Here is a 19207-nt window from a genome sequence, read left to right as displayed (position 1 = left end):
TCCTAAATACATTCTACCTTTAAAGTGGAGCTTTATATTTCTAATTTTTTATCTATGATACGACCTGTAATAGCTGTTAGGACAATTATGAATAAGCAAGTAAAACATATATCTAAAATAGTGAAGTCTTCACTAGGATACAGTGAGGTGTCAATAAAACCATTTTTATCTATGAACCACGTACTCTTTATGGTGATTACATATTCTCCTAATTTACTTAAAAAATCCAATACTAATGTTTGTATGATTAAAAATAAAACAAAGAAAGTCATTGATAAAAATCTTTTACTCAATGATGACTTTATAGGAATGAGTTTTGTAATTACCATGATGAAATAACAGGAAATTAATATACTCATGAAATCGATTCCCCATAAAAAAACGGAAAGTATGTGATGAAAAACTCCATATGCATATAACTTATGAAATTCTTGTTGGTAGCCTTCAGATACTTTTTCTCCAAGGTTACTCTGAGAAAAATAGTATAGAAAAATTAAGCCTATTACTAATAAAAGAATAAACATTAATGTGAAAAAAAATAAATTTGCATATATATACTTTTTTCCTGAGATAGCTGTATAACGAATCATCGTATTTTTTAGCATTTTATTGAAAGAAGGCAAAGCTATTAAAAGTAGTAAAAATGCAGCGCCACCTATGATGAATATAAATATACCTAATGTTATATCCTTTGTAAGTTGATTTGTCACCTTTGATAATCCCACCATCTTAAATAAAAGAAGTAATGAAATAGTAATAAATCCAAGGTAAAATACAGCTATCCTTTTTCTATTACAGTTAAACAAATAACGAAAAAGTGGGTTCATTTCTCAAAAACCTCCTTAAATAACTCATGTACTGCTTTTCCATGGTGAAAACGAATTTCTTCTACATTTTCATGCAATACAACACTCCCGTCTTTTAAAAATATTACTTCATCAAATATATTTTCAATTTCCTCTATTAAATGAGTCGAAATAAGAATAGTACTATCTTCACGATAAAAGTTAAGAATTAAATCTACTATATGCTTTCTAGAAACAAGATCAATTCCACCTAATGGCTCGTCTAATACGTATACCCTTGCTTTTCTTGAAAAAGTTAATATTAGCTGTAATATCCCCGTTTTCCCTTTTGATAAGATGCTTATATTCTCCTCTAGCGGGATTTTAAAGTTAGCTATTAAATCTATTGCTTGTTGTAGATTAAAATCAGTATACATATCTCGATAGAACAACAAAGCATCTTTTACGGTCATCCATGTTTCAAAAACAGGACTATCGGGCATAAATGAAACGATTTTTTTCGTTTCTAACCCCACCTTTTTATCTTTAATTGTAATACTTCCTATAGAAGGAAAGCGTAAACCCGAAATCATTTTTAATAATGTCGTTTTCCCACTACCATTTTCACCAACAAGACCAATAATTTTCCCTTCTGATATTGTTAAACTTACATCTCGAATCACTGTTTTTAAATCATATCTTTTCGATAGATTTTCAATTTTCAATAATTCTTTCATTCATTTCCCTCCTTTTTCCTTTCCAAAGAAGAATGGAGTATTGAGAGAACCTCTTCTTCCATAAATCCTAAGTTATTCATTCCATTTATAAAATTATCAAGCAACTCTTTTGCCATTTCTTTGCGTAGCTCCGTAATTTTTTCTTCATCCATTGTTACAAATCTTCCTGTTCCTCTGCGTGTCTCAGCAATACCTTCCCGTTCTAGCTCTTGAAACGTACGTTGAATTGTATTTGGATTCACTTGTAATTCACCCGCTAATTCACGTACAGCAGGAATTTTTTTACCTGGCGCCAAACGTCCTGTTACAATTTCTTTTTTGATGTATTCCATTACCTGAACATAAATAGGAATATTAGGAGAAAACTCAGTTTTCATTTCTTTCCTCCTCTGTATTAGTGTACTAGACAAATAGTACACTAGTGTAAATTATATGTAAATAGTTATTTTGAAAACCATAACAAATGGAAGGGGATATATTTAGTGAATTCATGTAAAAACCCAAGTTTCAAAAACGACCATTTATCGTGCTTTATTTACTTCTATTCAAATAAAGAAAAATATTACGCAAACTCTGTTCTTAATAACGTACGGAATTCACGTTTTGTTGGTGCTACCTCATATATATCTATGCCCTCTTATTGCTGATTGATGGTAGGATTGCTGCTCCTACAAGCAGAATATCTGAAAGACACTCGTATACTAGTGTCTTTTCTTTATGTAAAAAATTATTTTTAAACAAAAACTCTTCATAAAGGAATATATGTTCTTATTAAATAAGAGCGAGTGTTCTTTTTTAATTAGGGAGGAATAACAGTGTATGACTATTCTATCTTACCGAATAGAATCCTCTTATGTGTGGATTTACGTAGCTTTTACGCTTCTGTAAGTTGCATCAAAATGGGGTAAGATCCTATGTATAAAAAATTGGCAGTAGTCGGTGATGTAAATAAAAATGGTTCAATCGTTCTATCCGCCACTCCCCCACTCCCCCATTACAAGCATTGAGTGTAAAGAAGATGGCCAGATTATACGAGATTCCTCGCAGAAAAGACATTCTTGTTGTAAATCTGATTATGGGAACATACATTAAATGCTCTAATTACATAACAAAGCTAGCTTTGCAGTACGTCCCTATTGAGGATTTAATATTCTATCGACGAATTCTTCATGGATATTACGGATAGTATTCATTTATTTGCTAAGAATCTCTATAAGTTTGCGTTGAAATTTAAACGTGAAATGATTAAGGAATAACACAAAGTAACCCGTCCAATCTTAACAATTGAAAAAAATAACGAATTGAAAACATGCTAGTATGTTCCTTATTGTCTGAAGAAGAAATAATGATTACCTATCATGAGGACGGTTATACACGCTCTAATTATATGACTGTTTTCAATATTGACTCGTCAAATAGTGCTGTCATATGTACCAATACTTTTTATATAAGTTAACACTACAATTTTCGAATATAATAGATTTGAGTGATCACGTTTGAATTGTTATTAAATAAAGGGCACCATTCTAATTAGAACGATGCCCTTTATTATTGTAAGCACTATTACCTATTGGGTTAATTTTTCGATTGTAGGCATAACAGCAATTGGTGGTAATGATGCAGTCCACCCAACTGCATATACGTTTAATTTTTCACCTAATGTGTAGTTTTCACTATCTGAAACAGGAACTCTTAAAATTTTGTTTTGGGAAACTAGATCCCACCAATCATGTTGATAAGTAAGTGCTTCATCTTTTGTAGAAGTAGCAGCAACCACTAAATAATTGTTATCTATTGAAATGACATATCCAGTAAAAGGTTCTTGTTCTTGGTTTTGAATAGAATGAACAGGAGTATTGTTTGCGGAAATCTTAGTAGAATCTGCAAAGGCTGGTGTTAATCCAAAAGTAAATCCACATCCTAATGTTAAAGCTGTTACCGTTGTTACTAATTTTTGTTTTTTGTTAAACATCATATATATCCCCCTTATATTTTATCCCTACACTATCCACATTCTATTTACATACATATAAAGCCTTTTAATATTAAGATATTTAACAAATCTGTCATATAAATTACATTAATGGTAATATTACCTATTAATAGGAGTTGTTTTATGTTATAATTCACTAGGTGAACTATTATTGTTCCATTCATCACTTGATGAATGTATGCCCTTCCTTAATTGTAAATATGTTTGATTTTGTTGGTGGAGAGGGAGATATCCCTCTTCTTTTTTTGTTTTTTTATGAATAAAAATTAACCATATCATTGTTATATTCATATAAAAAGGAGTCTCAGCAGATCGCTATCAAAATAAAGTTATGAAGTACCCCCATTATGAAAAGTTTATATCTTTGCAAATTTTATTTTTTCGCAGCTAAAAGACAAATAAAAAAGGTCCTTAACAATTTATTAAGGACTGCGGAATAAAACCGCGATTTGGGTTAAAACCCAATCAGTTTGTAGAAAATAAATTGCGTTTATGATAGCAATTGTATTCCCAAAAGCAATGTTTCAAGTGAATTTTAACATACCTGTAACTACATTGGTATCAATAAAATATGAATTGGATTACAGATAGTGGTTTCGAATATTAGAAAAAGTTTAAAAGTTAATTACTTTTCAGGAAGAAAAATCCTTAAGAGAAACTTGTAGAGATAAATTTTTAGGCGAAGTATCCATAGCGGATACTTTTTTCATTGTTGTATAAAATTTATATATTAAATGAGAGATTTATTAAATAGAAAACTAAAAAACTCTATAATCCCCACACATTAATTCATAACTAAAAATGTTTTAACAAATGATTGTTTAATTTTTCTACAACTGTTCTTTTCATCACATAGGTAAAATAAATTAATTATATTTAGTTGTAATATGAAATTCTTTTTCTTATAGTTAATTAACTTTTAATATATATCATTCTTAAAGAATGATATATTCTTCTCTATTTACCTATGCCTATATTTTTATAATTTATCATTTTAGCCAAGAAGACTCCTTCCTTAAGGAACGCGAAGTGAGGACGTGGAAGATTCATGTCAGTTGGCATAGACCAACCTGTTTGCTATCATTTACTTGTACAGATTGCTCTTCGAAAACTGAGGATATGAGGTTAGTTGCAGAAAAACGTTGCAACCGTAAAATCTTCAACGTTCTATTGCCCCACACTTACTGAAGTTGCGAAAACCAAGCTAAAGTAGGGAGTATGGTGAGTCATTCAATAGAATTGTTCCTTGTTTTAACAAATGAGTTTTTGTAAATAATATGTTTGTTAAAAAATTAATTAAGGGGGACTTGTATGCCACAGGATCGAAAAGCAGAAGTTCAAAAGGATGCATATGAAAGAAAAGAGATTATGCCAGATAATTCACAATCTCTACCGCGTCACATGCAAAAAGAGCTACCTCACGAATTTTCTGTAAATCCTCTGTTTGCCCGCGAAGGTGAATCCGTCGTTCCGCGCTTTCATATTCCTGATAAAGGTATGTTACCAGAAACAGCGTATCAAATCGTCCATGATGAAATTGCTCTTGATGGAAACGCCCGCCTGAATCTTGCAACATTCGTTAGCACATGGATGGAGCCTGCCGCAGAGCAATTATATGCAAAATCATTCAACAAGAACATGATTGACAAGGACGAATATCCACAGACAGCTGAAATTGAGGAGCGGTGTGTCCGCATCTTAGCCAACCTCTGGCATTCGCCCAGCCCCCTTACGACTATGGGCGTTTCAACAACTGGATCGTCGGAAGCATGTATGCTCGGTGGACTTGCTTTAAAGCGACGCTGGCAAAATGCACGTAAAAACGAAGGGAAGCCAGTGGATCGTCCAAATATTGTGTTTAGTTCGGCTGTTCAGGTCGTTTGGGAAAAATTCGCGAATTATTGGGAGGTTGAACCACGCTATGTGAAGATTAGTCCAGAACATCCCCAATTGGATCCTCAGGGAGTCCTCGCAGCCGTGGATGAAAATACGATTGGTGTGGTACCGATTCTCGGTGAAACTTATACCGGTCTTTACGAACCGGTTGCCGCAATTGCGAAAGCGTTGGATGATTTACAGGCGAGGACGGGTCTTGACATTCCCATGCATGTGGATGCAGCTTCGGGAGGATTTATAGCACCGTTTCTTCAACCAGATTTAGTCTGGGATTTTCAATTACCGAGGGTGAAGTCCATCAATGTATCCGGACATAAATATGGATTAGTCTATCCTGGATTGGGTTGGATAATTTGGCGGGAAGCTGAAGATCTCCCTGAGGATCTAATCTTCCGTGTCTCCTATTTAGGCGGGAACATGCCGACCTTTGCCCTGAATTTCTCTCGTCCTGGTGCACAAGTGCTCCTACAATATTACAATTACCTGCGTTTAGGAAAAAGTGGGTACTATGATGTACAAAGGGCTTCCCAGAAAGTCGCTCTTTTTCTTAGCAAAGCCATTCAGAAGATGGAACCGTTCGAACTTTTGTCCGATGGTTCGGATATTCCGGTTTTCGCTTGGCGACTAAAAGAAGGTTACACATCAAATTGGAATCTTTATGATTTATCTCGACAATTGCGTGTGTTCGGCTGGCAAGTACCTGCCTACCCATTGCCTCCAGATATGGAAGCGGTGACGATTATGCGCGTTGTGGTTCGAAATGGATTTTCCATGGATCTTGCACATTTATTTTTGAGGAACCTCAAAAAGACCGTTTCCTTTCTGGATTCCCTTGACGGACCTATGCCACATGATACGAAATGTGATAATGGGTTTCACCACTAAATGAAAAAAGCCTAATTTCTTCATATTAAATTGAGAAGTTAGGCTTTTTAATATTGAAATTTCTTTAACGCTGTAAATCCGCATTTTCTTGACACTAACCTATGCCCATCAAGCTAAAACCCTGAAGTTTCATTAACAGATTTTTCTTCTTACTACCATACAGAAATTGTCCCTTATCTCTTGCTAGTACTTTTTCTATGCATAATATTATACACACGTTATAATAGTCACCTAATTACATATGAAGAGGTGCAAAAAATAAATAAGACAGAATTAGCAAAAGTAGTAGCAGAAAAAACGGAACTTATACAAAAGGATCCAGTTGCAGCAACACAAACTGTTTTAGATACAATAACAAATACGCTAGCAAATGGAGAAAAAGTACAAATTCTTGGTTTTGGTACATTTGAAGTACGTGAACAATCTGCACGTACAGGACATAACCCACAAACAGGTGAAGAAATGCAAATCGCCGCTTCAAAGGCATCTGCTTTTAAAGCTGGAAAAGAATTAAAAGAAGCAGTGAAATAATTATACATAATTAAAGGAGATTGATATTCATATAAGCCCTTTTTTTAATAGCCTTGTTGGGATATCGCCAGCATTTTGGAAAAAATCCATACTAAGAAAAAACTAGCTCCTACAAGAGAGGCTAGTTTACGTAAAATTCGTTAACGGTAGTCAATGTATCTATAAGTCTACAGTTATTCGTTTCTGAAATCGTATGTATCCTCAGGAATATTTAACATATGTCCGTTAATGATTACTGTATCATTGTCTTTCCATACAATCTTTGCCGTATCTTCTCGGTAATTCCAATACACATTCTTTGTCTTGAAATATTCACGATGATTAAATACTAACTCCCCCCTAACAGCAAAACTTGTTGTTGCTCCGCCATTTGTTATATAAGCTTTAAATGTATATGTTCCGTCAGGAGATTGTTTTTCAGCAATCTTTTCACCTGTAGGTAGTCGATCCATACTGAAGAATGCCCAATAAACTCCGTATACGAACAAACCAGCTATACAAAATAATATAATTAACACTTTTTGTTTCGTTTTCTTAATTTCTTTCTCTGTAAAATTCATGTTTTAGCTCCTATTAATGATTTTTATAGCAAACCACTTCTGTTTGGAGGTAAGGTCAATCTTTGTTTTGTTTTTCTAACAGTTGAATAACTCTATCTAATTTTTGCTCAACTTGATTTTGTTTCTTTTGATTACTGTTACGCTGAATTATACGTATAATTCCTCCAAATAGTGCACCAATGATTATTGCAATAATGATGCAAAAAATAGTCGTTTCTAAAGGCATTATTTAGAACCCCCTTTTTTCCTTATTGTACCATTTAGAAGAACTAATATGTTTTGTGATTTGATTTGTATATTGTATACAAGTTAAGTTAACATAACGTCCTATTATTGGTAACAAGAAAAAAGAAGGAACCCTACTCTCACAAGGGAAGCTCCTTTTCTGTTCTATCTTTCTATACAATTTTTTATACATCCCTATTAAAGTGCGGTTTTAGGTTTCTTGTTTGTTACTGAATCAGTCAAAAAACTGTATAAAATCGTGCATAATCTTAACGTGGAGGTTTTTCAAAATACTGGCGGTATTCTTTTGATCATGAAACAAAAAGTATCAATTGAAATATACACCTTAATACATGCAAACTTTCATATATCAAGATTAAAATTAGTGTTATACTAAGATTAATCAAGAAGCATCCAAGACTCTTTTATTAATCACTACATTTTACTTAAAGCGATATCAACAAGAAAAGACACTGTATAGTGTCTCTTCTTGTTGTTTCGCGCCTTTAAATAATAGTAAGAGGATATATATCTATTCCCTCTTATTGCTGATTGATATTAGAATTGCTGCTCCCACAAGCAGACTATCTGAAAGACACTCGTATACGAGTGTCTTTTCTTTATACAAAAAATTATTTTCAAACAAAAAACTCTTTATAAAAGAACACAAGTTCGTATATAATAGGAACAAACGTTCTTTTTATTTAGGGAGGAATAACAGTGTATGACTATTCTATCTTACCGAATAGAATCATCTTATGTGTTGATTTACGTAGCTTTTACGCTTCAGTAAGTTGCATCAAAATGGGGTTAGATCCTATGTATACAAAATTGGCAGTAGTCGGTGATGTAAATAGAAACGGTTCAATCGTTCTAGCTGCCACTCCACCATTACAAGCATTGGGTGTAAAGAAGATGGCCAGATTATACGAGATTCCTTGCAGAAAAGACATTCTTGTTGTAAATCCGATTATGGGAACATACATTAAATGCTCTAATTACATAACAAAATTAGCTTTACAGTACGTTCCTATTGAGGATTTTCACCAATATTCTATCGACGAGTTCTTCATGGATATTACAGATAGTATTCATTTATTTGCTAACGATCCCCATGAGTTTTCGTTGAAATTTAAACGTGAAATATATGCGAAAACAAGAATCGAGTGCACAATAGGAATTGGTCCTAACCCTTTAATGAGCAAAGTAGCTTTAGATATTGAAGCAAAGAAGAATCAAAACGGTATTGCCTATTGGAAATATGAAGATGTCCCAACAAAATTATGGAGCATACGACCGCTCAATAAATTTTGGGGCATTTCGTACAAAACGGAAGAAAAGTTGAATCGAAAAAGAATACATTCTATAGGAGATTTAGCCAATTATCCTCTTAAATACTTAAAACAGAGCTTCGGTAAGATTGGAGAAGAATTACACTTACATAGCTACGGAATTGACTTTAGTCGCATTTCAGAAAAATATGTTCCTGCCACAACTTCTGTTGGGAAAAGCCAAATACTCATGCGCGATTACACAATAGAAGAATTTCCGATTATTCTACTGGAACATATTGAAGAAGTTTGTTATCGGCTTAGAAGACAAAATAAACTTGCTCAAACCGTTCATTTTTCAGTCGGTTATAGCAAAAGTTATACAGGCGGCATTAGAAAAACACATACTTTAGGCCGCCCAACAAATTTAACAATGGATATTTATCATATCTGTACATACTTTTTATATCAACAATATACAGGCGAACCCATTCGCAGCATAAACATCTCTCTAACGAACCTAATCCACGAAGGAGAGGAACAAATTTCTCTTTTTGATAACATAACGCAACGAGAACAAGAAGTGAAGTTAACGAAAGTAATGGATGAAATACGCACTAAGTTTGGGAAAAACAGTATTTTACGTGGGATTTCCTACACGAATAGTGCTACAGCTAGATATAGAAACACTCTAATAGGGGGACATAAATCATGAATAACGCTAATATGCCAAAAGGAAGAGGAATGGTAAAATGGCAACCGTTCGCCAGTATGCCAGAGCAGTTTGTTGGTATTCGTGAAATCATCAAGGAGAAAAGCAAGGTAACTCAGCCGATCTTAACAGATGAAGAAAAAGAACTAATTGAGAACATGTTGTTATGTTCCTTATTATCTGAAGAAGAAATACTAATTACATATTATGAAGATGGTTATGTGCTCTCTAGCTATATGACTGTTGTTGATATTGATCCATCAAATAGTGCTGTCATATGTACGGATGCTTTTTATAACAAGATGAAATTGCAATTTTATAATATAATAGATGTAAAATAGAAAGCATGTAAACGAACATGTTAGATTCTTATAAAGGGGGTTATAAAATGCAAGGGAATCAGATAAGAAAAAATACAGCAGGAGTAGTTATTCATAATGATATTAATAGCTATCCCTTTCTAAATATACCTATGATTATTAATGAGAAAGACGGAGTGATTTACGAGGTGTTAAGCGCTGGTTTTCAAGCGAATGATGCAGTAGCAATGATAACAACGGATGGTTTTGCTACAACCAGGGTAAATGCACCGATCGTAACAGCAAAAAACAATGATGGTAGCCTTCAAATATACCGCTTACCGTTAGAACTTGAATATTGGGTGATTTCTTGTATGCATGCTGCTTCAGAAGGAAAAAATCCATTCCCCTGTAAAGTCGCTTTTGGAATTATAGACACAAAATTTTTTGCGGAATTCAAATGAAAAGGTCTGTTTATTCAGCAGACCTCTCATCAATTATAGCTATATACCTTTTTGTTTGTATTCGATGTTATTAACGAAACTTAGGGAAGGTATATACGGTGCCCGTAGAATCGTAATGTCTTGATTTAACAGAGATACATATTGATTAATCAAAGTCATGCATTTGCATGGCTTTTTTGTTATTGATTCTGGTTTTACATTGTAGGGGTACGGAAACGATTCGAGGTATGAGGGGCCACTATGAAAGAAAGCCTAATTGATACAATAAAAACCGTAGAAATTAAATATTTCCACGGTTTTTATTTTCACCTAAGATCCTTTTAATTATTTTACAACAATATAGAACTTACCTGGCATTTCATTTTGTGCATCTTGAAATATTTTTAAAATTAAATCCGCATAAGGTCCTAACATTTTTTGAGTACTCTCGAAAAATTCCCATTCTATTGTTATAGGAAGACCTATAAATCCAGTTAAACAGTCCCACAAAGCATCTGCATTTTCCTGAAGCTACCCCTATAGGGGTTCAGCCGAGATACGTGTAAAAATGGGTCACAGCGATACAATATTTACCAAACGGTGGTTATTGAGGGCTTTTGTAGCATCACCCGAAGTCACTCTGGCTCCAGCATCGAAATAGGTTAGATTGCTAAAGGTACCTCTATTGTTTCTCGTAGACGAAGCATACACTTCTCAAACATGCCCTTGTTGCCAAAGAAGAAAGTGTGGACACGTAACTACGTTTGTGTGTGCGGCTACGAAGAACACTGGGACATTCACGGTGCCCGCAACATTTTGGTAAAAGAACTGTACGGAAAGATGTGTCATATCCCGGAAGAAACGAAGAGAAAGTATTTGTGGATTGCGTAAGCAAAAAGTAGTAGACGGTGTGGTCCCACCCTTCTGCATGTGCAGAAGTTGCTTAGTCAAATGAAGAAAAGGAGTCCCTGCATAGGTGCAGAGAGGAGATGGAAAATCCGCTTCTCATGGGACCTTGTCTTTGTTGATGCTAAGAAATCCCCACTTCAAGCGGAAGCGAGTAAGTGGGGGAGGTTCATAGTGAATTATTTTTGTACTTAAATTACTTAATCTCTAAAATCATTGCTAGATCGATTGCATAATTCGTGCGAGTTCTTTTTCTAAAGCAGCGGGCTCGTTTGCATAATTGTAAATCCCTAAAAACTTCTCTATAGCCTCTGGATGGGAACTGATTAGCTTGTTGACAGCATCCTGTTGTTCAGATATGCGTTCATTCTTCGAAATTTGGCATCCCATGTGAAACCGAACCATAAACTCATCTTCTATTGCCTTTTGATATTCTTCAGACATTTGATTTGATTGATCGGATTGTCCCTTATATTTTGATAGAATATTGGATAATATACGTGCTCCACATATAGCATCATGGATACCCTGCGCCATGCCAGGATCTTTAAAACAAACTGCATCTCCAACCAACGCCCATCCTTTTCCCATTCCTTTATACCAGTAATTATCATATCCCAGAATGCCTTTGACCGGTTCTACTAGTTCTGCATTTTTCAAGCGCGCCCCAATTGTTGTATTCGGAAAGTTATCTGTAAAGAAATTGCGTAGACAGCTTTCCGGATTTAATTTCAACCGTTCTATCAATTCCTTATTTTCTAATGGGAAAATGCCGACAATTACATATAAATCATCATTCGTCGGAAAGAGAATGGCTGTGTTATCTTTTATCTTGTATACTTCAAATTTAGGGACATTATCGTGGCGAAATCCAGAGAAATACCCGAAATAGATGCCGACTGTTGCCGGAATACTTATTTTGAGTTCACTTTTTACCAGCTTGCGAATAATAGAGGATCGGCCGTCTGCCCCGACTACCAGGCGAGCTAAAAATTCTTGTTTCTCGTTGTCGCCGTCTAAACCTTTCACGCCTATCACTGTTTCGTCATCACGGATGACATCCGTCACACGAAATCCTTCTAAAACAGTTACATTCATTTGGGATTTGGCTTGTTCAAGTAGAATATGATCGAGATAAGTTCTTCTAATACAATAACAACTTTCCTCTCCGTAAACCTCAGGGATGAGACCTTCTATCACGGTATCCTCAAATTGAAATTTAATATCCCGTACCGGCGGTGCTTTTGTTTCCAATAACTTGTCCAGGACACCGGTTTCTCGAAGAAGAGCGACAGTATTATTGAAAAAGGTATGGGTTGATAATGTGTCCCTTGGAAAATTCGCTCGGTCCACTAACAACACATGGAAACCTGCCTTAGCAAGATAAATTGCCAGGGTAGAGCCGGCACATCTAGCACCGGTAATGATGACATCATACGTCTTATTCATCGTATCACTCCATTTTCAAGTATAATTATTAACTTGCTTATCCATTAGTAGAGTTCTAAAGTTAATGCCCCTACGAGTTAAAGTAATGGGGAAAATTGATAAGAATGCACTACATACATAAAGTATGGAAGCTAAAACGAAATAAGTACAGAAAATTCTCACCTGCTATACAATTAAAAAGAATTTGTGGTAAAAATCGGAATGATAATTTAAGTATTAAATAAAGGTCCGTTTACTTGTCTCGTGAAGAGTTAATAGATGTATATTCACAAAAATGGTTGTTAAAACATCGACTCCAAACTCCTTGTATAAAATTATGGAAATCAAGTCCATTTGCTATGTTAAATGCGCTATAATTTTTGGGTAGTCGTCCTTATCATATGTTGAATGAATTATATCCAAATCGTTTTAAAGAGTGGGAATTAAAAAAAACGTCTACAGGATTCTGGACAAAAGAGAAGGGACTCCATTTAGCAGATGAGTTCAACATAAGATTCAATGTAGACTATTGATTATGTATCTTGTTTTTTATTAAATATCACGGTACGTGAAATTTTAAATATCTTTACTAAAAAAGCCCCTTGAAAGGAGCACTTATTTTACAAGATACTGTTCTATTTCTTTTATTAATAGTTCTGCACCTTCTGGGCTTAATGTGATCTTACCATTTGCTAATGCTATGTTACGATTTGACACTTCTCCTGTTAATACACAAACAGCACCAGGCTGATACTTCTGTAAAATGATGTCTTCCCCTTCTACAAAAATCTCTAATGGTGATTTTTCTTTAATCCCAAGCGTATTTCTAAGTTCCTTTGGAATTACTATACGCCCTAATTCATCCACTTTTCTAGTTACTCCGGTTGCTTTCATCCAGCATATTTCCCCATTTCATTATCAATTTGTAACCAAGTTATTCTTTACTATTGTAACAGGCTTTCACCATACACGAGAAACATAATGAATCAAAAACAGAGCATCATTATAAGAAATTCTTTAAACCCTTGCTAAAAGGAAATACGACCTTCTTCCATTTAATGTGCATTCTTTTTTATTAGGCGTACGGCCAACATTTTAAAGAAAACGTACGCAACAAAAGGTACACCTTTAGATATAGTATATTCTATGCAGCTTAAACTACTTCAAAAGGTATCAAAATGTACTTAAGACACACTTCATAAGTACACACACTTTTTGAGATGTGTTTGTTGAATGATTTTATGCTTATTGGATGTCCCTATCAGTTGGATACACCACAGAGAATCCCCTTGTTGTGCTGTTTATTGTTTTTAATATGTAATCTGGTACATGAAATTTTACGATTAAGTTGTTCCTTTGTTTTTCTTTTAAAATTATTATAGTATTCTATATAAATTTTATGGTATTATATAGATAGAAAATTTGTTTCCATTGTTTATACTCTATTGTACGTAGCGTGAAGGACAAACCTTACGCCCTGTTAACTCGGGCGAGGTTTGTCCTTTTTTATTTCAAGGAGGAATTTACTATGAAAAAAGTCTATAAAATCGGAGCCGTTATCACAACTTTATGCGTTGCTTGTATCGCGATTTTTACTTTAACTAAGAATGAATCAGTCCAAACAGAAACTATAACACCAGAAAAAACAATTGTATATGCTGCAGACGCAAAAGTATCACCTGAGATTATAAAAGATATTTCAAAAGATGAATTAAAGCAAAAAATACAATCCCATGAAGAATTCATTGCTTATTACTATCAACCAACCTGTCATTATTGTAAAAAGGCTGCGCCAGACATCAATAGTATGTCGAAAAAGCATGATAGAACCATTTATCGTATTGATATCTCTACACCAGAAAATCAAAGTGCCTTTCAAGAGTTCGACATTCCAGGTACTCCAGTTGTTGTAGCTTATAACAGAGGTGAAGAAGTTGAACGTCTAGAAGGAGCCGTTTCAGCTGCTACATATGATGGATTCTTTGCAAGACGTAATTCGAGCGCTAGCTAGTATAGTGCTCGTTTTTCTTTGTAAGAAAGGAGAATTAACATGCAACAAAACGCCCGTATTCATTCTTTAGACATAATAAGAGGTATAGCCATACTATGTATCCTGTTTGCGAATCTACCCACTATGACGGGACTAGATCCCTTTAATCAAGCGGGTTATATTGGTATAGATAAAGTAATTCGCTTTTTAGTAGATTTATTTATTCAATCAAAGTTCTATACTATTTTCGCATTCTTATTTGGAGTAGGATTTTACATCTTTATGAAAAATACAGAAGCAAAAGGGTATCCCATGTATAGACTATTTATACGGAGACTGTGTATCTTACTAGTCTTCGGTTTACTCCACTTCACCTTTCTATGGTACGGAGATATTTTACATGCGTATGCTTTAGCTGGATTTATTCTATTATTCTTTTATAAGCGATCTACTAAGCTTATTTTTATAGCTGGTTTTAGTTTCCTACTAGTTAGTTATGTATTACATATTATTGTATTTTTACGAACAAGTTCTTCTATTCCAGAAGTGCCAAACTACTATCAATATATGTTTACAGGCAACACTACCAATCACACGGTAAATCTATTTACACATTATTCACATCAAGTAAAAACACGTCTTTTCTTTCTAATGACCCAGGAATTTCAGCAACTACTAATAGGAATTCCGGAATATATAGGGTTATTTTTAATTGGTTTATGGGCTGGCAAGAAAAATATTTTTAAAAGGGTACCAGAATTAATACAGCAAATTAGATTTTTACAGTGGAGTTCGTTATGTATTTCATGTCTTCTCTCGTATCCTATTATCTACTACTTTATAAAAACGAATGTCTATTACTCTCAGGATATACAACTATGGATTCTATTTGGAGGGAAAACGCTAGCTATATTCTATATTTGTACCCTACTTAGAGTTTGTGAGAATAAAAAATATAGAGAGTGGCTGCAGCCCTTTATGAACGTAGGTAAATATGCTTTAACGAATTACATTAGCCAAAGTATAATAACTCTTGTCATTCTTTCGTTGTACTTGAAAGATGTCTCACACGTATATTACTGGCAACTATGTACCTTCGGGCTTTTAATTATATTTGTACAAATTATATTCAGCAAGATTTGGAGTAAATATTTCCGGTATGGTCCTATTGAGTGGGTATGGAGAAAAGGAGTTTACAAGAAATAGGGGCACTATATCATTCTGATCCTATTAAACATTAAAAAAAAGTGCAAAATCTATCAACAGATTTCGCACCAAAAACAGATAAAAGATACAGTCACTAGAAACATAGGAGAGTGTTTCACCACCCATTATAAACCATATCTTTACATTTTTGTGTTATAATTTAAAAATATGTAAAGATTCATCATTTTGTTTTTGAATTTTCTTTTTATTTAAGTTATACTAAACTACAAAGAAACAAATCTCCTTTAGGCCGTCAATAATTATGCTAACAACACACACCAAAAAAACCAATTCCCGTGTAATGGAATTGGTTTTTTTGGTGCAATTCAGTCAATACAGCAACTTGAACCCACATTTTCAAATGTATTCTTATTAATCTTATCATAATTTTAAATCCATAAACATACAAAACTAGATCACTAGTAAGTTGCACAAATCCGCTGCTTTTTCATCAAGAAATCTGGAGTATAACAACAATTAAGTTCATACTAGCATGAACAACAAATGATACTAGTAACCTATTAGTACGCACATATACTAAAGCAAGCACAAGTCCTAATAAAAAATATCCAAAAATAAATGGAAAATCAAAATGCATGATAGAAAAGAACAATGAGCTTATTAGTATGCTCCAAGTTTGCTTAAACTTAGACATTAAAATGTTTATGGCCGCATAACGAAAAACAAACTCTTCTACTAAAGGCGCAAGAAGAACAATTGAAACAAGTGCCACAGGAGATATTGCTGCAGCAGCGACTGTACTAGACGTATTTGCTGATTGCGTAGTTAACTGAAATACACTCTTATCTAAAACACTACCAACCATCTGCGCAAGAAATACTACTATGATCCCAACTAAAATCCATACAAATGAATTTCTTGATAATTTAATCGATAACTTGGGATCATTCATTAGTTCTTTACTATATATAAGAAAAATGATTATTAATGTAAGTGAAAATCCAATTAGTTCCCAATGCACAAGAAGTTGTTGGATTGCTTGCTGTTGGTTTCCCTGGATATCATACCAACCTGTCTTCGCTAACAATTGTACACCTATTATCCCTACAAATTGTGTCATAACAAAATAAATCAAAATGACGAAACCCGATTTATATCTAATACCACTACTCATATTCTTTTTTTCCATCCTCCACTTTCATTATGTTCTCGCTACTGCTGATTGTAGTAGCAATAAATACAAAAATACTTTTATAAGTGTTTTTGTATTTTTCGTAACCTTTTTTAAAAAAATTCATAGTCTATACTGGGCGGGATGATAATACACACATACACCTACTTTATTCGATCAACTCTACACACTCCGAGAAAGAGCGTTGTTCAATAGCGCTCTTTTTTACTTGCCCCAAAAATATCCGTTCATAAGGTAAGAATATTTCTTTCATTATGATTTTTACATCCGCTATGCTAACAGCATTTCTAATATTTATTTCTCAATATCTGGAACCTAGAATTAAATTACATTCATTGATAATATATAAATAGTCATTGTTTTCCTCTTATGCACTTTTGTAGAAGGGCCTGTTGTCCATTTCAGGTCCTTTTAATTTTTATTAGTATTTCAAAATCAAAATATCGCATTTTCATATTCATTTCTAATGGAATTTTAAAATAACAATAAACTTCTGACAGATAAAGTAATCTATAGTCAAAAAGGAGTAAAACTTGAGAATTATAAAATATATCGCTCTAATAGTTGGTTGGATTATATTAGTTGCATTTTGGTATGCAATATTCTTTTTATAATCATTTTTCGGCTTCCTCTGCATTACAATAACACTCTTCTTCCACCTCATTCCTCCTTTTCGATTAAACTGTTACTTCTTCCTCCACCCTTTTTAATGGTATATATTGATTTAACAATTACAATTCCACAGATATGTATCAAACCTCATGCAACCTTCAAATGCTTTAATCCCATTTCAAGCGCACCAGTTTCACCAAATCCTGGATTAAATAATAGTGGGACATCATACTTCTTTGCGTACTCTTTTGCTACATCAATAGATACATGGCCACATGCACCTTTTTGAATGACAATAACATCGCATTTTTTTATAACACTTCGAAAGGTTTTCTTTACGCCTCCGTGATTTATCCCATCATGGAAAATAACCTGGCAGTCTCTTTTTTTGGCCAACTTCTCTAGCGTTCTTCCATTTGATCCACCTAAAACTAGAATTGTACTCATTCCCACTCATTCTCCTTATCTTTCTTCTTTATATACGTACTTGGTGATGTTAATAACACAAGTGTACAAGCAACAATATTCATTAAAACGAAACAAACTATTATTAAAATAATGAAAATCGGGGACAACAAGATAAAAATAAAGCCACTTACTACCAAGCAGATAAAAATAAAGCCATTGCTCATATCTTCGTAACCATCTAGCCCTCGTACAATATTTAAACTATGCATCCATACTGTGATACTATCCCAATTTTCTATTAACAGATAGCCACCACCCAACAAAAAAGCCCATCCAAGCAACGTTCCTAATAATCCAGAATTTCGTCCTATATAATACCCCGAAACAAAATTCGCAGCTGTTCCAATTAACATTCTCATTTGTATTCCTCCATATCCATCTCATTTTAGCGTTATATACAAATTTCCTTTAACCATGGTTTTATTATATCAGAAAATTATGAATATTCAATAAATAATTTTAGGTACTCTTTATTTTTTATAAAAGGGTTGTGTTTTTTCTTCCACAACCCTCATTTTCTTCTTAATCCACAGGTACTTCTTCTTGTCCATGTGGAATTTGTGCAATTGGTGTTACAATTTGTGCATATTTGTTTACCTGCACTTTAAATTGTCGTGGTTCCAAAAAGTTTACCTGTTGAATTAAAACTTCAATATGAAACGTATCAACTTTTTTCCCACGGTCAATTTTTGTAATTCGCGCATTGTAAAACTGATCCCCATTTAGGAAATATCGTTGTACAGCTTCTGTAGCCAGCATACGCTCATTACTGGTCATTTTCATCGGTTCAATACCAAATCCAGCCTTTGTAAACAAGTACGGTACATCATAACTACTATTAGAAATTTTTCGTAGTAAATCCTCTACAGTTTTTGTCTTTGCGATATATTCCTCTTCTTTTGTATCAAATCCCTTAGGCTTATCTCCAAGCATCTCGATTTCATCTTGATTTACTTGCTCTTCCTCTTGTACTTGTGATTTCATCATGTAACGATGAATCGTATTATAGGTAGCAACGCCTACTACTAACACTATAATTCCCAATATAACTAAGTACTTACGAGGCAGATTCGCTAACACATTCATGACTTTCTTCATTTCTTCACA

The 19207-nt window shown here is 33.9% G+C and carries 20 protein-coding genes and 3 pseudogenes; 10 read left to right on the top strand and 13 right to left on the bottom strand.

Annotated elements, in window-relative coordinates; translation table 11 throughout:
- Positions 1-32: 32 nt before the first annotated feature.
- Genes N2V92_RS00825 through N2V92_RS00815 form a run of 3 tightly spaced genes read right to left on the bottom strand, consistent with a single transcriptional unit; the run spans position 33 to position 1899 of the window.
- Positions 33-827 carry an ABC transporter permease gene (locus tag N2V92_RS00825; RefSeq protein WP_070183932.1) on the bottom strand — a complete coding sequence of 265 codons (795 nt, stop codon included), beginning with the start codon at positions 825-827 and terminating at the stop codon, positions 33-35.
- Positions 824-1522 (bottom strand): ABC transporter ATP-binding protein, encoded by a 699-nt coding sequence (locus tag N2V92_RS00820; RefSeq protein ID WP_000661366.1) that lies wholly within the window; start codon positions 1520-1522, stop codon positions 824-826. Before N2V92_RS00820 ends, N2V92_RS00825 begins: the two co-directional genes overlap by 4 nt.
- The gene (locus N2V92_RS00815; RefSeq protein ID WP_000845512.1) at positions 1519-1899 is read right to left on the bottom strand and encodes a GntR family transcriptional regulator; all 381 of its coding nucleotides are present in this window, start codon (positions 1897-1899) and stop codon (positions 1519-1521) included. Before N2V92_RS00815 ends, N2V92_RS00820 begins: the two co-directional genes overlap by 4 nt.
- Before the next feature lie 438 nt (positions 1900-2337).
- On the opposite strand from N2V92_RS00815, the pseudogene N2V92_RS00810 reads away from it, so the two are divergent.
- Together N2V92_RS00810 and N2V92_RS00805 are read left to right on the top strand one after the other, a co-directional pair.
- Positions 2338-2766: pseudogene (locus N2V92_RS00810) on the top strand (Y-family DNA polymerase); the annotation flags it as partial.
- Positions 2764-3022 (top strand): annotated as a pseudogene (locus tag N2V92_RS00805) (YolD-like family protein). The pseudogenes N2V92_RS00810 and N2V92_RS00805, both read left to right, overlap by 3 nt.
- 67 nt (positions 3023-3089) lie before the next feature.
- Here N2V92_RS00805 and N2V92_RS00800 read toward each other — a convergent pair.
- Positions 3090-3494: a DUF3221 domain-containing protein gene (locus N2V92_RS00800; RefSeq protein ID WP_061664494.1), complete on the bottom strand. Its 405-nt coding sequence runs from the start codon at positions 3492-3494 to the stop codon at positions 3090-3092.
- 1332 nt (positions 3495-4826) lie between these two features.
- Here N2V92_RS00800 and N2V92_RS00795 point away from each other — a divergent pair.
- Positions 4827-6296 carry a glutamate decarboxylase gene (locus N2V92_RS00795; protein ID WP_098506581.1) on the top strand — a complete coding sequence of 490 codons (1470 nt, stop codon included), beginning with the start codon at positions 4827-4829 and terminating at the stop codon, positions 6294-6296.
- 258 nt (positions 6297-6554) lie between these two features.
- On the top strand, positions 6555-6827 hold the full coding sequence (locus N2V92_RS00790) for an HU family DNA-binding protein (protein ID WP_097892127.1): 273 nt from the start codon (positions 6555-6557) through the stop codon (positions 6825-6827).
- A 173-nt stretch (positions 6828-7000) separates the two neighbouring features.
- Here N2V92_RS00790 and N2V92_RS00785 read toward each other — a convergent pair whose 3' ends face one another.
- Entirely contained in the window at positions 7001-7387 is a 387-nt protein-coding gene (locus tag N2V92_RS00785) for a DUF5412 domain-containing protein (protein ID WP_097892111.1), read from the bottom strand.
- A gap of 55 nt (positions 7388-7442) precedes the next feature.
- Positions 7443-7613 (bottom strand): DUF4083 family protein, encoded by a 171-nt coding sequence (locus N2V92_RS00780; RefSeq protein WP_086423436.1) that lies wholly within the window; start codon positions 7611-7613, stop codon positions 7443-7445.
- A 719-nt stretch (positions 7614-8332) separates the two neighbouring features.
- Here N2V92_RS00780 and N2V92_RS00775 point away from each other — a divergent pair.
- Genes N2V92_RS00775 through N2V92_RS00765 form a run of 3 tightly spaced genes read left to right on the top strand, consistent with a single transcriptional unit; the run spans position 8333 to position 10358 of the window.
- Positions 8333-9598 carry a Y-family DNA polymerase gene (locus N2V92_RS00775; RefSeq protein ID WP_098506582.1) on the top strand — a complete coding sequence of 422 codons (1266 nt, stop codon included), beginning with the start codon at positions 8333-8335 and terminating at the stop codon, positions 9596-9598.
- Positions 9595-9936 (top strand): YolD-like family protein, encoded by a 342-nt coding sequence (locus N2V92_RS00770; protein ID WP_097892106.1) that lies wholly within the window; start codon positions 9595-9597, stop codon positions 9934-9936. Before N2V92_RS00775 ends, N2V92_RS00770 begins: the two co-directional genes overlap by 4 nt.
- Positions 9937-9983: 47 nt before the next feature.
- Positions 9984-10358 (top strand): hypothetical protein, encoded by a 375-nt coding sequence (locus N2V92_RS00765; protein ID WP_088060535.1) that lies wholly within the window; start codon positions 9984-9986, stop codon positions 10356-10358.
- A 324-nt stretch (positions 10359-10682) separates the two neighbouring features.
- On the opposite strand, the pseudogene N2V92_RS00760 reads toward N2V92_RS00765, so the two are convergent.
- Positions 10683-10862 (bottom strand): annotated as a pseudogene (locus N2V92_RS00760) (barstar family protein); the annotation flags it as partial.
- Between the two features lie 142 nt (positions 10863-11004).
- Between N2V92_RS00760 and N2V92_RS00755 the strand changes: the two are divergent.
- A complete protein-coding gene (locus N2V92_RS00755; RefSeq protein ID WP_119782053.1) occupies positions 11005-11160 on the top strand; it encodes a zinc ribbon domain-containing protein in 156 nt (51 codons plus the stop codon).
- 302 nt (positions 11161-11462) lie between these two features.
- On the opposite strand, the gene N2V92_RS00750 is transcribed toward N2V92_RS00755, so the two are convergent.
- Positions 11463-12692, bottom strand: a complete 1230-nt coding sequence (locus N2V92_RS00750) for an NAD(P)/FAD-dependent oxidoreductase (RefSeq protein ID WP_001044754.1) — start codon at positions 12690-12692, stop codon at positions 11463-11465.
- Between the two features lie 594 nt (positions 12693-13286).
- Positions 13287-13565: an AbrB/MazE/SpoVT family DNA-binding domain-containing protein gene (locus tag N2V92_RS00745; protein WP_000648342.1), complete on the bottom strand. Its 279-nt coding sequence runs from the start codon at positions 13563-13565 to the stop codon at positions 13287-13289.
- 634 nt (positions 13566-14199) lie between these two features.
- On the opposite strand from N2V92_RS00745, the gene N2V92_RS00740 reads away from it, so the two are divergent.
- The gene (locus N2V92_RS00740; RefSeq protein WP_000758638.1) at positions 14200-14682 is read left to right on the top strand and encodes a thioredoxin family protein; all 483 of its coding nucleotides are present in this window, start codon (positions 14200-14202) and stop codon (positions 14680-14682) included.
- 39 nt (positions 14683-14721) lie between these two features.
- Positions 14722-15867, top strand: a complete 1146-nt coding sequence (locus tag N2V92_RS00735; RefSeq protein WP_170264913.1) for a DUF418 domain-containing protein — start codon at positions 14722-14724, stop codon at positions 15865-15867.
- A 451-nt stretch (positions 15868-16318) separates the two neighbouring features.
- On the opposite strand, the gene N2V92_RS00730 is transcribed toward N2V92_RS00735, so the two are convergent.
- The 4 genes from N2V92_RS00730 to N2V92_RS00715 all read right to left on the bottom strand — a co-directional run bounded on the left by N2V92_RS00730 (position 16319) and on the right by N2V92_RS00715 (position 19198).
- Entirely contained in the window at positions 16319-17002 is a 684-nt protein-coding gene (locus N2V92_RS00730) for a CPBP family intramembrane glutamic endopeptidase (protein ID WP_098506574.1), read from the bottom strand.
- Between the two features lie 777 nt (positions 17003-17779).
- Positions 17780-18079 (bottom strand): DUF2325 domain-containing protein, encoded by a 300-nt coding sequence (locus N2V92_RS00725; RefSeq protein WP_170264914.1) that lies wholly within the window; start codon positions 18077-18079, stop codon positions 17780-17782.
- Positions 18076-18459 (bottom strand): hypothetical protein, encoded by a 384-nt coding sequence (locus tag N2V92_RS00720; protein ID WP_074790578.1) that lies wholly within the window; start codon positions 18457-18459, stop codon positions 18076-18078. Before N2V92_RS00720 ends, N2V92_RS00725 begins: the two co-directional genes overlap by 4 nt.
- A gap of 163 nt (positions 18460-18622) precedes the next feature.
- Complete coding sequence (locus N2V92_RS00715) at positions 18623-19198, bottom strand: hypothetical protein (protein ID WP_033699716.1); 576 nt, start codon at positions 19196-19198, stop codon at positions 18623-18625.
- Positions 19199-19207 lie beyond the last annotated feature (9 nt).

The organism is Bacillus sp. CH_48, assembly GCF_038008465.1.
Classification (GTDB): Bacteria; Bacillota; Bacilli; order Bacillales; family Bacillaceae_G; genus Bacillus_A; species Bacillus_A thuringiensis_S.
The sequence above is the reverse complement of the archived record's forward strand: the minus strand, read 5'-3'. Positions and strand labels throughout refer to the sequence as shown.